This window comes from Pseudomonas sp. FFUP_PS_473 (assembly GCF_002858665.1).
GTDB lineage: Bacteria > Pseudomonadota > Gammaproteobacteria > Pseudomonadales > Pseudomonadaceae > Aquipseudomonas > Aquipseudomonas defluvii.
This window is the reverse complement of the sequence record NZ_PJQQ01000021.1, coordinates 39,193-54,172: the sequence shown is the minus strand read 5'-3', so window position 1 is coordinate 54,172 and position 14,980 is coordinate 39,193. Positions and strand designations below refer to the sequence as shown.

Genomic DNA, 14,980 nt, shown 5'->3' with positions numbered 1-14,980 from the left:
TGGGGCGTTTTGCTATCTGTCGTTTTTGTCGTGAGGCCGTCGATCATGAATACTCCGCGTGAAACCATCGCTGCCATCGCCACCGCCCAAGGGCGCGGAGGGGTAGGGATTGTGCGTATCTCCGGCCCCTTGGCGAGCCAAGCCGGGTTGTTGATCGCTGGCCGGACACTAACCCCACGCTACGCGCATTACGGGCCGTTTCGCGGCGACGATGGCCAGGTCATCGACGAAGGGCTGGCGTTGTACTTCCCTGGACCGAATTCGTTTACCGGTGAAGACGTACTCGAACTCCAGGGGCACGGTGGCCCGGTGGTGCTGGATATGCTCTTGCAGCGTTGCCTGCAGTTGGGCTGCCGACTTGCTCGCCCTGGTGAATTCAGCGAGCGTGCTTTTCTCAACGACAAGCTTGACCTGGCGCAGGCTGAAGCAATTGCCGATCTAATCGAGGCCAGTTCTGCACAAGCGGCACGTAACGCCTTGCGTTCGTTGCAGGGTGAGTTTTCCCGACGTGTGGATAAACTCACCGAGAGGTTGATCAACCTGCGCATCTACGTGGAAGCAGCCATCGACTTCCCTGAAGAGGAAATCGACTTCCTTGCCGATGGCCATGTCTTGAGCATGCTTGATCAGGTACGTGCGGAATTATCCACAGTACTGCGCGAAGCCGGGCAGGGGGCCTTGCTGCGCGATGGCATGAACGTGGTTATTGCCGGGCGCCCCAACGCCGGCAAATCCAGCCTGTTGAACGTGCTCGCCGGTCGCGAGGCAGCCATCGTCACTGATATTGCCGGTACTACCCGGGACATTCTTCGTGAACATATCCACATCGATGGCATGCCGCTGCATGTCATCGATACCGCCGGTTTGCGTGACACCGACGACCATGTGGAAAAGATTGGTGTAGAACGCGCACTGAAAGCCATTGGCGAGGCCGACCGGGTATTGCTGGTGGTGGATAGCACCGCACCTGAAGCCAGCGATCCCTTTGCGCTCTGGCCAGAGTTCCTTGATCTGCGCCCGGATCCCGCCAAGGTCACCCTGATTCGCAACAAAGCAGACCTCAGTGGTGAGCCGATCACCATGACGCACAGCGATGATGGCCATGTCACCATTACCTTGAGTGCCAAGGATACGGACATGGGGCTTGATCTACTGCGCGAACACCTCAAGGCCTGCATGGGTTATGAACAGACCGCCGAGAGCAGCTTCAGCGCTCGCAGGCGCCACCTGGAAGCGCTCCGCCAGGCCAGCGACAACCTTGAACACGGTCGTGCACAGTTGACCCTGGCTGGCGCTGGTGAGCTTTTGGCTGAAGACCTGCGTCAGGCACAACAAGCTCTTGGTGAAATCACCGGTGCATTCAGCTCCGACGACTTGTTGGGCCGAATCTTCTCCAGCTTCTGCATCGGCAAGTAAGCACCTTATCCACAGTCGGCTCAGTTTCGAGCCGACTGCTGCGCGTCATCTCCCGCCTTTCTCTCCCGACACGAATGCATTCACAGGTCACGCCTGAGGGTTTTTCCTGCCCGCGTACTGGCTACCTGTGAATTAAGCCCTGTGGAAAACTCACCTTCAGCTCCGTTGATAACTGGCCTTCAAGGTTGGAGATAACCTGCGCTGTGGGTAACTAGCCATTTGATCCACAGGCTTAAAGCGCTTATCCAGAACGCTCAGACCCACTAGATCACAGGCTTATAAATCGCTGTACATTACGTATTTAAAGGCCTGTAGCACTTTATCCACAGAAAGGTGGCTACATAAGAATAAACATAAAAACAAAGCTTTAATAAATTTCTCTCTTTAATTTCTATTGCCTGCCACTCATCCACAGGCTGGTTAAATTTTGTGCAAAAGGTTCCTTTAGAGGGGGTGAAGTCCCTATACTTGTCGGCTATCCCTTATTTATTCGCGAAACAGGCACGAGGTGCGTGGTGGATTTCCCTTCCCGTTTTGAAGTGATCGTCATCGGCGGCGGCCATGCCGGTACCGAGGCTGCGCTTGCGTCAGCACGCATGGGTGTGAAAACCCTGCTGTTGACCCACAACGTGGAAACCCTCGGTCATATGAGTTGCAACCCGGCCATCGGTGGTATTGGCAAAAGCCACCTGGTCAAGGAAATCGATGCACTCGGTGGCGCAATGGCGCTGGCAACCGACAAGAGTGGTATCCAGTTCCGCGTTCTGAACAACCGCAAAGGTCCGGCAGTACGTGCCACCCGTGCACAGGCAGACCGTGCGATCTACAAGTCGGTAGTGCGCGAGATCCTTGAGAACCAACCCAACCTGTGGATATTCCAGCAGTCGTGCGACGACCTGATCGTCGAGCAGGACCAGGTGCGTGGTGTGGTCACTCAAATGGGCCTGCGTTTCTTCGCCGATGCAGTGGTACTGACCACCGGTACTTTCCTTGGTGGACTTATCCACATCGGTTTGCAGAACTACTCCGGTGGTCGTGCCGGTGATCCACCGTCGATTGCCCTGGCACATCGCCTGCGTGAATTGCCCTTACGGGTTGGTCGTCTGAAAACCGGCACTCCGCCGCGTATCGATGGCCGTTCTGTGGATTTCTCGGTGATGACCGAACAGGCGGGTGACACGCCCACCCCGGTGATGTCGTTCATGGGGTCGCAGCAGATGCACCCGCGCCAGGTCAGTTGCTGGATTACCCACACCAACGCACGCACCCATGAAATCATTGCGTCGAACCTTGATCGTTCGCCAATGTACTCCGGTGTCATCGAGGGTATTGGCCCGCGTTACTGCCCTTCGATCGAAGACAAGATTCACCGCTTTGCGGACAAGGAGAGCCATCAGGTCTTTATCGAACCTGAAGGCCTGACGACACACGAGCTGTATCCGAACGGGATATCCACATCCCTGCCATTCGACGTGCAACTGCAGATCGTTCGCTCGATCCGCGGCATGGAGAATGCGCACATCGTTCGTCCGGGTTATGCCATCGAGTACGATTACTTCGATCCGCGAGATCTCAAGTACAGCCTTGAAACCAAAGTGATTGGCGGCCTGTTCTTTGCTGGCCAGATCAACGGCACCACCGGCTACGAAGAAGCCGGTGCACAAGGATTGCTGGCCGGGACCAACGCCGCGTTGCGTGCACAGGGCCGTGAAAGCTGGTGCCCGCGCCGCGATGAAGCGTACATCGGTGTGTTGGTCGACGACCTGATCACCCTCGGTACTCAAGAGCCGTACCGCATGTTCACTTCTCGGGCCGAGTACCGGTTGATCCTGCGTGAAGACAACGCTGACCTGCGTCTGACCGAAAAAGGTCGCGAACTGGGCCTGGTCGACGACGCCCGTTGGGCGGCCTTTACCGCTAAACGCGAAGGTATCGAGCGCGAAGAACAACGTTTGAAAAGCACCTGGGTACGCCCTGGTACGGCGCAAGGCCAAGCCATTGCAGAGAAATTCGGTACGCCGCTGAGCCATGAGTACAACCTGCTCAACCTGCTCACCCGTCCGGAAATCGATTACGCCGGTTTGATCGAAGTGACCGGTAGCGAAGGCATTGATCCACAAGTTGCCGAGCAGGTCGAAATCAAGACCAAGTACGCCGGCTACATCGATCGCCAGCAGGAAGAAATTGCTCGTCTGCGTGCCAGCGAAGATACCCGTCTGCCCGAGGATATCGACTACACGAACATTTCCGGGCTTTCCAAGGAAATTCAGAGCAAACTCAGCCAGACTCGTCCGGAAACATTGGGTCAGGCTTCCCGTATCCCTGGCGTAACCCCGGCAGCAATTTCACTCTTGCTGATTCACCTGAAAAAACGCGGCGCAGGCCGTGAGTTGGAGCAAAGCGCTTGAGTTCCATGGTCACCCCTCAACATGCCGAAGAGTTGTCCACAGGCGCCCGCGAACTGGGCGTCGAGTTGAGTGCCAGCCAGCAGGAGCAACTGCTGGCGTACCTGGCACTGCTGATCAAGTGGAACAAGGCGTATAACCTGACCGCTGTGCGTAACCCGGACGAGATGGTTTCCCGTCATTTGCTCGACAGCCTGAGTGTAATGCCGTTTATCCACAGCGAGCGTTGGCTTGACGTCGGCAGCGGCGGTGGCATGCCCGGTATTCCATTGGCTATCCTGCATCCGGAAAAGCAGGTCACGGTGCTCGACAGCAATGGCAAGAAAACCCGCTTCCTGACTCAGGTAAAGCTGGAATTGAAACTGGATAACCTGCAAGTTATCCACAATCGGGTTGAGGCGTTCCAGCCGGAGCGCCCTTTCACCGGAATCATTTCGCGTGCTTTCAGCAGCATGGAAAACTTCACTAACTGGACGCGGCACCTGGGGGATACCCAGACGCAGTGGCTGGCAATGAAAGGGCTGCATCCAGCTGATGAGCTGGTAGCATTGCCGGCAGATTTCAAAGTGGATAGCGAGCAGGCCTTGACCGTACCGGGTTGCCAAGGCCAGCGCCATCTGCTGATACTGCGCCGCACGGCATGACTGGGAACACAAGCAAGAATGGCTAAGGTATTCGCAATCGCGAACCAGAAGGGTGGTGTGGGTAAGACCACCACCTGTATCAATCTCGCAGCATCGCTGGTGGCGACCAAGCGCCGCGTGCTGCTGATCGATCTCGATCCACAGGGCAACGCCACCATGGGCAGTGGTGTGGATAAACACGTCCTGGAACATTCGGTCTATGACCTGTTGATCGGTGAATGCGATCTGGCCCAGGCCATGCGCTTCTCCGAGCACGGTGGTTATCAACTGCTGCCGGCCAACCGTGACCTGACCGCCGCCGAGGTGGTGTTGCTGGAAATGCAGATGAAGGAGAGTCGTCTGCGTACCGCGCTGGCGCCGATCCGTGAAAGCTACGACTACATCCTCATCGATTGCCCGCCGTCGCTGTCGATGTTGACCCTCAACGCCTTGGTCGCGTCCGATGGCGTGATCATTCCGATGCAATGTGAATACTTTGCGCTGGAAGGTTTGAGTGACCTTGTGGATAACATCAAGCGGATTGCCGAGCGGCTTAATCCACAGCTGAAGATCGAAGGCTTGCTGCGGACCATGTACGACCCGCGCCTGAGCCTGATCAATGATGTATCGGCGCAGCTCAAGGAGCATTTCGGTGATCAGCTGTACGACACCGTGATCCCGCGCAACATTCGCCTGGCCGAGGCACCAAGCTTCGGCATGCCGGCGCTGGCCTATGACAAGCAATCGCGCGGTGCCTTGGCCTACCTGGCCCTGGCCGGTGAGATGGTGCGTCGCCAGCGTCGTCAATCTCGCACTGCACAAGCAACTTAAGGAATCCGTATGGCCGTTAAGAAACGAGGTCTCGGACGTGGGTTGGATGCACTGCTGAGTGGTCCGACTGTCAGCGCGCTCGAAGAGCAGGCTGTCAAGGTCGATCAGAAAGAACTGCAACACCTGCCGCTCGACCTGATCGAGCGCGGGAAGTACCAACCTCGCCGCGACATGGATCCGCAGGCGTTGGAGGAATTGGCGCACTCGATCCGTAGCCAGGGTGTCATGCAGCCGATCGTGGTTCGTCCGATCGCTGACAATCGCTACGAAATCATTGCGGGTGAGCGCCGCTGGCGCGCCAGTCAGCAGGCCGGCATGGATACTATTCCGGCAATGGTGCGTGATGTGCCCGATGAGGCGGCCATCGCGATGGCGCTGATCGAGAACATCCAGCGCGAGGACCTCAACCCGGTGGAAGAGGCGATTGCCCTGCAACGGCTGCAGCATGAGTTCCAGCTGACCCAGCAGCAGGTTGCCGATGCCGTGGGCAAGTCGCGGGTTACCGTGGCCAACCTGTTGCGCTTGATCACCCTGCCGGAAGTCATCAAGACCATGCTCTCCCATGGCGATCTGGAAATGGGCCATGCACGTGCATTGCTCGGATTGCCGGATGAGCAACAGGTTGATGGGGCGCGACATGTTGTCGCACGTGGATTGACGGTGCGCCAGACTGAAGCACTGGTCCGTCAGTGGCTCAATGGCAAGCCTGAACCGGTCGAACCGGCCAAGCCTGATCCGGACATCGCACGCCTTGAACAGCGGCTCGCAGAGCGGCTGGGCTCGGCTGTCCAGATCCGTCATGGGAACAAGGGCAAAGGCCAGTTGGTGATTCGTTATAACTCGCTGGATGAGTTGCAGGGCGTCCTTGCTCACATCCGCTGAAACAATTCCTGTTGTAGCGCACAGTCGGAAATCACTACCCAGCAGTTGAATAGGGGTTAAACCGCCCCTATACTCTGCGCGCATTTTGTCGGCACAAATTATGCCAAGTCAGAGTTGACGGGTTGGCCGACTTTTGAGGAGCAGTTGTGATGGAAACCCGCACGCCAAACCGCTTGCCTTTCCATCGCTGGGCGGTTTTTCCGGTACTGCTGGCTCAGTGTGTCGTGTTTCTGTTGGCAGCCTTGGCGTTGTGGCAGTGGCGCGGGGCAGTCGACGGATATTCAGGCCTCTGCGGAGGGCTGATTGCCTGGCTACCGAATGTGTACTTTGCTTGGAAGGCTTTTCGGTTTACCGGAGCCAGGGCAGCGCAGGCCATCGTCAAGTCGTTTTACGCTGGCGAGGCAGGCAAATTGATTTTGACGGCAGTGCTGTTCGCGCTGACGTTTGCAGGAGTGAAGCCATTGGCGCCATTAGCAGTATTCGGCGTCTTTCTGCTGACCCAGTTGGTCAGCTGGTTCGCGCCCCTGCTAGTGAAAACAAGACTTTCGAGACCTTAGGGCGTTTGAGGCAAACATGGCAGCAGAAACCGCTTCGGGCTATATCCAGCACCACTTGCAGAACTTGACCTACGGTCAACTACCAGACGGCGGTTGGGGTTTTGCCCATTCCGCAGCAGAAGCCAAAGCAATGGGCTTCTGGGCGTTCCACGTGGACACCCTGGGTTGGTCCTTTGCGCTGGGTCTGATCTTCATTCTCCTGTTCCGCATGGCGGCCCGGAAAGCAACTTCCGGTCAACCTGGCGGCCTGCAGAACTTCGTTGAAGTGCTGGTGGAGTTCGTCAACGGTTCGGTCAAGGACAGTTTCCACGGTCGTAGCCCGGTTATCGCACCGCTGGCGCTGACCATCTTCGTCTGGGTCTTCCTGATGAACGCCATCGACCTGGTACCGGTCGACTGGATTCCTCAACTGGCCATGCTGATTTCCGGCGACAAGCACATTCCTTTCCGTGCAGTCTCCACGACTGACCCGAACGCTACCCTGGCCATGGCCTTCTGCGTGTTCGCGTTGATCATTTTCTACAGCATCAAGGTCAAGGGCATCGGCGGTTTCCTCGGCGAACTGACCCTGCATCCGTTCGGCAGCAAGAACATCTTCGTTCAGATCCTGCTGATTCCGGTGAACTTCCTGCTGGAATTTGTGACCCTGATCGCCAAGCCAATCTCCCTGGCACTGCGTCTTTTCGGCAACATGTACGCCGGCGAGCTGGTGTTCATCCTGATTGCCGTGATGTTCGGTGCTGGTCTGCTCTGGCTCAGCGGCCTGGGCGTGGTGCTGCAGTGGGCGTGGGCGGTGTTCCACATCCTGATCATCACCCTGCAAGCGTTCATCTTCATGATGCTTACCATCGTCTACCTGTCGATGGCTCACGAAGATAACCATTAAGACCGCCTGGCGTGTCTGAAGACCCTTTCGCCGGTACGGGCAAGGGTCGCAAAAGGTCCGCAAGGGCAGCTGTACAAAACGATTTTGCTTTACCGCTTCAAACTAAAAAACCTAACCAATACGACGTAAAAGTCGGGAGGAAAGATGGAAACTGTAGTTGGTCTTACCGCTATTGCTGTTGCTCTGCTGATCGGCCTGGGTGCACTGGGTACCGCCATTGGTTTCGGCCTGCTGGGCGGCAAGTTCCTGGAAGGCGCTGCTCGCCAGCCAGAGATGGTTCCAATGCTGCAAGTTAAAATGTTCATCGTTGCCGGTCTGCTCGACGCCGTAACCATGATCGGTGTTGGTATCGCTCTGTTCTTCACCTTCGCTAATCCCTTCGTTGGTCAAATCGCCGGCTAATCACTCGAATTTTCGAGTGGTTTTGTGTGATGGACAAAGAACGAGCGAGGTGTTGGCGTGAACATTAATGCAACCCTGATTGGCCAGTCCGTTGCGTTCTTCATCTTTGTGCTGTTCTGCATGAAGTTCGTGTGGCCTCCGGTCATCGCGGCATTGCAAGAACGTCAGAAGAAGATCGCGGATGGACTGGACGCTGCCAGCCGAGCAGCTCGCGACCTGGAGCTGGCCCAAGATAAAGTGGGTCAGCAACTGCGCGAAGCGAAAGCTCAGGCAGCCGAAATCATTGAGCAAGCCAAGAAGCGCGGTGCTCAGATCGTCGAGGAAGCCCGTGATCAGGCCCGCGTCGAAGCTGACCGTGTGAAGGCTCAGGCTCAGGCCGAGATCGAACAGGAACTTAACGGTGTCAAAGACGCGCTGCGCGCCCAACTGGGTAGCCTGGCCGTTAACGGCGCTGAGAAGATCCTTGGTGCCACAATCGATCAAAACGCGCATGCGGAGCTGGTTAACAAACTGGCCGCTGAAATTTAAGCGAGGGCGATCATGGCAGAATTGACCACGTTGGCCCGACCTTACGCTAAGGCTGCCTTTGAGCATGCCCAGGCCCATCAGCAACTGGCCAATTGGTCAGCCATGCTCGGCCTGGCTGCTGCGGTGTCGCAAGACGGCACCATGCAGCGCCTGCTCAAGGCCCCGCGACTGACGAGCGCAGAAAAGGCCGCCACTTTTATTGAAGTGTGCGGTGACAAGTTTGATGCCCAGGCACAGAATTTCATTCATGTTGCCGCGGAAAACGACCGTCTCTTGCTGTTGCCGGAGATTTCGTCGCTGTTCGAGCTGTACAAGGCCGAGCAGGAAAAATCCGTGGACGTGGAAGTCACTAGTGCTTTTGCGTTGAACCAAGAACAGCAAGACAAACTCGCCAAGGTTCTCAGTGCACGGCTCAGCCGGGAAGTGCGACTGCACGCTGTGGAGGATACCTCCCTCATAGGTGGTGTCGTGATCCGCGCCGGCGACCTGGTAATCGATGGCTCGATTCGCGGCAAAATCGCGAAACTGGCCGAAGCATTGAAATCTTGAGTTTGAAGGGGCAGCAGAGCAATGCAGCAACTCAATCCTTCCGAAATTAGTGAAATCATTAAGGGTCGCATCGAGAAACTCGATGTCGCCTCTCAAGCCCGCAACGAAGGTACTGTCGTCAGCGTTTCTGACGGTATCGTGCGGATCCACGGTCTGGCCGACGTTATGTACGGCGAAATGATCGAGTTTCCGGGCGGCGTCTACGGTATGGCCCTCAACCTGGAGCAAGACTCCGTTGGTGCGGTAGTACTGGGCGCATATACCTCCCTTGCCGAAGGCATGAGTGCCAAGTGCACCGGCCGCATCCTGGAAGTTCCGGTTGGTAAGGAACTGCTGGGTCGCGTAGTCGACGCACTGGGTAACCCAATCGACGGTAAAGGCCCACTGAACAACACCGAGACCGATGCGGTCGAGAAAGTTGCTCCGGGCGTTATCTGGCGTAAATCGGTAGACCAGCCTGTACAGACTGGCTACAAATCCGTCGACGCCATGATTCCAGTCGGCCGTGGCCAGCGTGAGCTGATCATCGGTGACCGTCAGATCGGTAAAACCGCCATGGCGGTTGACGCGATCATCAACCAGAAAAACAGTGGCATCTTCTGCGTCTACGTCGCCGTTGGTCAGAAACAATCGACCATCGCCAACGTTGTTCGCAAGCTGGAAGAAAACGGCGCTCTGGCTAACACCATCGTTGTTGCCGCCAGTGCTTCGGAATCCGCCGCACTGCAATTCCTGGCGCCATACGCCGGTTGCACCATGGGCGAGTTCTTCCGTGACCGCGGTGAAGACGCGCTGATCGTTTACGATGACCTGTCCAAGCAAGCTGTTGCTTACCGTCAGATCTCCCTGCTGCTGCGTCGTCCACCAGGACGTGAAGCGTACCCAGGTGACGTGTTCTATCTCCACTCCCGTCTGCTGGAGCGTGCATCGCGCGTTTCCGAAGAGTACGTCGAGAAGTTCACCAACGGTGCAGTAACTGGCAAAACCGGTTCCTTGACCGCTCTGCCGATCATCGAAACCCAGGCTGGCGACGTTTCCGCGTTCGTTCCGACCAACGTGATCTCGATCACCGACGGTCAGATCTTCCTGGAATCGGCCATGTTCAACTCGGGCATCCGCCCTGCAGTTAACGCCGGTGTTTCGGTATCCCGTGTAGGTGGTGCCGCTCAGACCAAGATCATCAAGAAGCTGTCCGGTGGTATCCGTACCGCTCTGGCTCAGTACCGTGAACTGGCTGCATTTGCCCAGTTCGCTTCTGACCTGGACGAAGCCACCCGTAAGCAACTCGAGCACGGTCAACGTGTTACCGAGCTGATGAAGCAGAAGCAATACGCGCCAATGTCCATCGCTGACATGTCGCTGTCGCTGTATGCCGCTGAGCGTGGGTTCCTGGTCGACGTTGAAATCGCCAAGATCGGTAGCTTCGAACAAGCGCTGATTGCTTACTTCAACCGTGATCACGCCGAACTGATGGCGAAGATCAACGTGAAGGGTGACTTCAACGACGAAATCGACGCTGGCATCAAAGCCGGTATCGAGAAGTTCAAGGCCACCCAAACCTGGTAAGCCGCAGCGGGGGCTTTGCAGCCCCCGCTTGCTAACCTGATAGGTGTTACATGGCAGGCGCAAAAGAGATTCGCAGTAAGATTGCGAGCATCAAAAGCACGCAAAAAATTACCAGCGCCATGGAAAAAGTGGCGGTCAGCAAGATGCGCAGGGCTCAACTGCGTATGGCTGCTAGCCGTCCTTACGCGGAGCGCATCCGCCAGGTGATTGGTCATCTGGCCAACGCCAACCCGGAATACCGCCACCCGTTCATGATCGATCGCGCCATCAAGCGTGTCGGTTATATCGTGGTGAGCAGTGACCGTGGTCTGTGCGGCGGCTTGAACACCAACCTGTTCAAGGCCCTGGTCAAGGACATGTCGGCAAACCGCGAACAAGGCGTCGAGATCGACCTGTGCGTGATCGGCAGCAAAGGTGCGGCATTCTTCCGTAACTTCGGCGGTAACGTCGTTGCTGCAATCAGCCACTTGGGCGAAGAGCCATCGATCAACGATCTGATTGGTAGCGTCAAAGTCATGCTGGACGCATACCTGGAAGGTCGTATCGATCGCCTGTCCGTGGTGTCGAACAAGTTCATCAATACCATGACGCAAAAACCAACGGTCGAGCAGTTGATTCCGTTGGTCGCAACCCCGGATCAAGAACTCAAGCACCACTGGGACTACCTCTACGAACCCGATGCCAAAGAGCTGCTGGACGGCCTGATGGTGCGTTACGTGGAGTCGCAGGTCTACCAGTCGGTAGTCGAGAACAACGCGGCTGAACAAGCTGCGCGGATGATCGCAATGAAAAACGCCACCGACAACGCCGGCGACCTGATCAGCGATTTGCAGCTGATCTACAACAAGGCACGTCAGGCTGCGATCACCCAAGAGATCTCGGAAATCGTCGGCGGCGCTGCCGCGGTTTAACGGTTCAAATATTCAGAGGATCCAGCTATGAGTAGCGGACGTATCGTTCAAATCATCGGCGCCGTCATTGACGTGGAATTCCCACGTGACAGCGTACCGAGTGTCTATAACGCGCTGAAAGTACAGGGCGCGGAAACTACTCTGGAAGTTCAGCAGCAGCTGGGCGACGGCGTAGTACGTACCATTGCGATGGGCTCGACCGAAGGCTTGAAGCGCGGTCTGGACGTCGTTGACACCAAGGCAGCCATCTCCGTTCCAGTCGGTAAAGCGACTCTGGGCCGTATCATGGACGTCCTGGGCAACCCAATCGACGAAGCCGGTCCGATCGGCGAAGAAGAGCGTTGGGGCATTCACCGTGCCGCGCCTTCCTTCGCAGAACAGGCTGGTGGCAACGACCTGCTCGAAACCGGTATCAAGGTTATCGACCTGGTTTGCCCGTTCGCCAAGGGTGGTAAGGTTGGTCTGTTCGGTGGTGCCGGTGTAGGCAAAACCGTAAACATGATGGAACTGATCCGTAACATCGCCATCGAGCACAGCGGTTTCTCCGTGTTCGCCGGTGTGGGTGAGCGTACTCGTGAGGGTAACGACTTCTACCACGAGATGAAGGATTCCAACGTACTGGACAAGGTTGCTCTGGTATACGGCCAAATGAACGAGCCACCAGGAAACCGTCTGCGCGTAGCGCTGACCGGCCTGACCATGGCTGAGAAGTTCCGTGACGAAGGTAACGACGTTCTGCTGTTCGTCGACAACATCTATCGTTACACCCTGGCCGGTACCGAAGTATCCGCACTGCTGGGCCGTATGCCTTCGGCAGTAGGTTACCAGCCGACCCTGGCTGAAGAGATGGGCGTGCTGCAAGAGCGCATCACTTCGACCAAGCAAGGTTCGATCACCTCGATCCAGGCCGTATACGTACCTGCGGACGACCTGACTGACCCGTCGCCAGCGACCACCTTCGCCCACTTGGACGCCACCGTGGTACTGTCCCGTGACATCGCCTCCCTGGGTATCTACCCAGCGGTCGATCCACTGGACTCGACTTCGCGTCAGCTGGACCCTCTGGTCATCGGCACCGAGCACTACGAAACCGCTCGCGGTGTTCAGTACGTGCTGCAGCGCTACAAAGAGCTGAAGGACATCATTGCCATTCTGGGTATGGACGAACTGTCCGAATCCGACAAGCAACTGGTATCCCGTGCTCGTAAGATCCAGCGCTTCCTGTCCCAGCCGTTCTTCGTGGCTGAAGTCTTCACCGGTGCTTCGGGTAAATACGTTTCCCTGAAAGACACCATTGCTGGCTTCAAAGGCATCCTCAACGGTGACTACGACCACCTGCCAGAACAAGCGTTCTACATGGTCGGCAGCATCGAAGAAGCGATCGAGAAAGCCAAGAAACTGTAATCCCGGCGCCCCGAAAGGGGCGCTAATCAGGTTGAGGCAAGCAGATGGCTATGACAGTCCATTGCGATATCGTCAGCGCGGAAGGAGAAATTTTCTCCGGTCTGGTCGAGATGGTGGTTGCGCACGGCAACCTGGGTGATATCGGTATCGCTCCAGGCCACGCCCCGCTGATCACTGATCTGAAGCCGGGTCCGATCACGCTGACCAAGCAGGGTGGCGACAAGGAGGTGTTCTACATCTCCGGTGGTTTCCTCGAGGTCCAGCCGAACATGGTCAAGGTGCTTGCCGATACTGTGCAACGCGCTAGCGACCTGGATGAAGCCTCCGCTCAGGAAGCCGTCAAGGCTGCTGAAAAGGCCCTGCACGAAAAAGGCGCGGAGTTCGACTACGGTTCCGCCGCTGCACGTCTGGCCGAAGCCGCAGCCCAGCTGCGCACCGTCCAGCAGATCCGCAAGAAGTTCGGCGGTTAAGCCAAGCTTCTGTAGTGCGATTGAGTTAAAGGGTAGCCTCGGCTACCCTTTTTCTTTTTCTGTAACTCCTTCTTTTTGGTCACAGTCGCTGACCACCCAGGATTGGTAGCCAGTCATGTCTCTCGATATCGTTATTCTCGCCGCGGGCCAAGGCACACGCATGCGTTCAGCCTTGCCCAAGGTGCTGCACCCGGTTGCGGGCAACTCCATGCTTGGCCATGTTATCCACAGCGCCCGGCAACTTCAGCCACAGGGTATGCATGTGGTAATCGGGCATGGCGCGGAAGTGGTTCGTGAGCGTTTGGCTGCCGACGATCTGAATTTTGTACTGCAGGACAAACAACTGGGCACAGGCCATGCTGTCGCACAGGCGCTGCCACACCTGACGGCCGATACCGTGCTGATCCTTTACGGTGATGTGCCGCTGATCGAAGTCGACACCCTCAAGCGGTTGCTGGCCAAGGTTACTGCGCAGCAACTGGGCTTGCTGACCGTTACGCTGAACGACCCGACAGGCTATGGCCGTATCGTGCGTGATGCACAGGGCCAGGTGGCGGCAATCGTCGAGCACAAGGATGCCAGCGAAGCACAGCGGGCGATCAAGGAAGGCAACACCGGTATCCTCGCTGTCCCGGGGGCGCGTTTGGCTGAGTGGCTTGGCCGGCTGTCTAACAACAATGTGCAGGGTGAGTACTACCTCACCGACGTGATCGCCATGGCCGTTGCGGATGGCCTGGTGGTTGCCACCGAGCAACCGCACGACCCGATGGAAGTGCAAGGCGCCAACGACCGTCGCCAACTGGCTGAGCTGGAGCGTCATTATCAGTTGCGTGAGGCACGTCGGCTCATGGCGCTGGGCGTCACCCTGCGTGATCCGGCGCGTTTCGATGTACGTGGCGAGGTTACCGTTGGTCGTGATGTGCTGATCGACATCAACGTGGTCCTGGAAGGTCGTGTCGAGATCGAAGACGACGTGGTGATCGGTCCTAATTGTGTGATCAAGGACAGCACCCTGCGCAAAGGCGTGGTGGTCAAGGCCAACAGCCATATCGAAGGTGCCATCATGGGCGAGGGCAGCGACGCCGGCCCATTCGCGCGTCTGCGCCCTGGCAGCGTGCTGGAAGCACGAGCCCATGTGGGTAACTTTGTCGAGTTGAAGAATGCTCACCTGGGCGAGGGTGCCAAAGCCGGTCACCTGACCTACTTGGGCGACGCGGAAGTCGGCGCACGGACCAACATTGGCGCAGGCACCATCACCTGCAACTATGACGGTGCGAACAAGTTCAAGACGGTGTTGGGTGAGGATGTCTTCATCGGTTCCAACAACTCCCTGGTTGCGCCTGTGGATATCCTTTCTGGCGCTACAACGGCAGCCGGTTCGACCATTACGCAGAATGTTGATACGGCTCAGTTAGCCGTTGGTCGGGCACGTCAGCGCAACATCGATGGCTGGAAGCGGCCAGAGAAGATCAAGAAGAACTGACGTTATCCACATGTGAATAAAAGAGCCGACTGGATTGTGTATAAGTCGGCTTTTTTTATGCCAGACG

15 protein-coding genes are annotated in these 14,980 nt (G+C 57.0%); all 15 read left to right on the top strand.

What is annotated here, in order from left to right; translation table 11 throughout:
- Positions 1 to 45 precede the first annotated feature (45 nt).
- Complete coding sequence (gene mnmE, locus CYD26_RS15740) at positions 46 to 1,416, top strand: tRNA uridine-5-carboxymethylaminomethyl(34) synthesis GTPase MnmE (RefSeq protein WP_065759565.1); 1,371 nt, start codon at positions 46 to 48, stop codon at positions 1,414 to 1,416.
- Between the two features lie 515 nt (positions 1,417 to 1,931).
- Positions 1,932 to 3,824, top strand: coding sequence for a tRNA uridine-5-carboxymethylaminomethyl(34) synthesis enzyme MnmG (mnmG, locus tag CYD26_RS15735; RefSeq protein WP_099776491.1), 1,893 nt, complete (start codon positions 1,932 to 1,934; stop codon positions 3,822 to 3,824).
- Between the two features lie 5 nt (positions 3,825 to 3,829).
- A complete protein-coding gene (gene rsmG, locus CYD26_RS15730) occupies positions 3,830 to 4,465 on the top strand; it encodes a 16S rRNA (guanine(527)-N(7))-methyltransferase RsmG (RefSeq protein ID WP_176717420.1) in 636 nt (211 codons plus the stop codon).
- Positions 4,466 to 4,483: 18 nt separating this feature from the next.
- Positions 4,484 to 5,275, top strand: a complete 792-nt coding sequence (locus CYD26_RS15725; protein ID WP_065759568.1) for a ParA family protein — start codon at positions 4,484 to 4,486, stop codon at positions 5,273 to 5,275.
- 9 nt (positions 5,276 to 5,284) lie between these two features.
- Positions 5,285 to 6,157, top strand: a complete 873-nt coding sequence (locus tag CYD26_RS15720; RefSeq protein WP_065759569.1) for a ParB/RepB/Spo0J family partition protein — start codon at positions 5,285 to 5,287, stop codon at positions 6,155 to 6,157.
- Between the two features lie 149 nt (positions 6,158 to 6,306).
- Entirely contained in the window at positions 6,307 to 6,714 is a 408-nt protein-coding gene (locus tag CYD26_RS15715) for a F0F1 ATP synthase subunit I (RefSeq protein WP_065759570.1), read from the top strand.
- A 16-nt stretch (positions 6,715 to 6,730) separates the two neighbouring features.
- Positions 6,731 to 7,600 carry a F0F1 ATP synthase subunit A gene (atpB, locus tag CYD26_RS15710; protein WP_065759571.1) on the top strand — a complete coding sequence of 290 codons (870 nt, stop codon included), beginning with the start codon at positions 6,731 to 6,733 and terminating at the stop codon, positions 7,598 to 7,600.
- Positions 7,601 to 7,744: 144 nt separating this feature from the next.
- On the top strand, positions 7,745 to 8,002 hold the full coding sequence (gene atpE / locus CYD26_RS15705) for a F0F1 ATP synthase subunit C (protein WP_003097235.1): 258 nt from the start codon (positions 7,745 to 7,747) through the stop codon (positions 8,000 to 8,002).
- Positions 8,003 to 8,059: 57 nt separating this feature from the next.
- The gene (locus tag CYD26_RS15700) at positions 8,060 to 8,530 is read left to right on the top strand and encodes a F0F1 ATP synthase subunit B (RefSeq protein ID WP_065759572.1); all 471 of its coding nucleotides are present in this window, start codon (positions 8,060 to 8,062) and stop codon (positions 8,528 to 8,530) included.
- A 12-nt stretch (positions 8,531 to 8,542) separates the two neighbouring features.
- Positions 8,543 to 9,079, top strand: coding sequence for a F0F1 ATP synthase subunit delta (locus CYD26_RS15695; protein WP_065759573.1), 537 nt, complete (start codon positions 8,543 to 8,545; stop codon positions 9,077 to 9,079).
- A 21-nt stretch (positions 9,080 to 9,100) separates the two neighbouring features.
- Complete coding sequence (atpA, locus tag CYD26_RS15690; RefSeq protein WP_065759574.1) at positions 9,101 to 10,645, top strand: F0F1 ATP synthase subunit alpha; 1,545 nt, start codon at positions 9,101 to 9,103, stop codon at positions 10,643 to 10,645.
- A 50-nt stretch (positions 10,646 to 10,695) separates the two neighbouring features.
- Entirely contained in the window at positions 10,696 to 11,556 is an 861-nt protein-coding gene (gene atpG, locus CYD26_RS15685; protein WP_065759575.1) for a F0F1 ATP synthase subunit gamma, read from the top strand.
- 27 nt (positions 11,557 to 11,583) lie between these two features.
- Complete coding sequence (gene atpD, locus CYD26_RS15680; RefSeq protein WP_102053044.1) at positions 11,584 to 12,960, top strand: F0F1 ATP synthase subunit beta; 1,377 nt, start codon at positions 11,584 to 11,586, stop codon at positions 12,958 to 12,960.
- A gap of 44 nt (positions 12,961 to 13,004) precedes the next feature.
- Positions 13,005 to 13,430, top strand: a complete 426-nt coding sequence (locus CYD26_RS15675; protein ID WP_065759577.1) for a F0F1 ATP synthase subunit epsilon — start codon at positions 13,005 to 13,007, stop codon at positions 13,428 to 13,430.
- 115 nt (positions 13,431 to 13,545) lie between these two features.
- Positions 13,546 to 14,913 (top strand): bifunctional UDP-N-acetylglucosamine diphosphorylase/glucosamine-1-phosphate N-acetyltransferase GlmU, encoded by a 1,368-nt coding sequence (glmU, locus tag CYD26_RS15670; protein WP_102053043.1) that lies wholly within the window; start codon positions 13,546 to 13,548, stop codon positions 14,911 to 14,913.
- The last annotated feature ends 67 nt before the right edge of the window (positions 14,914 to 14,980 follow it).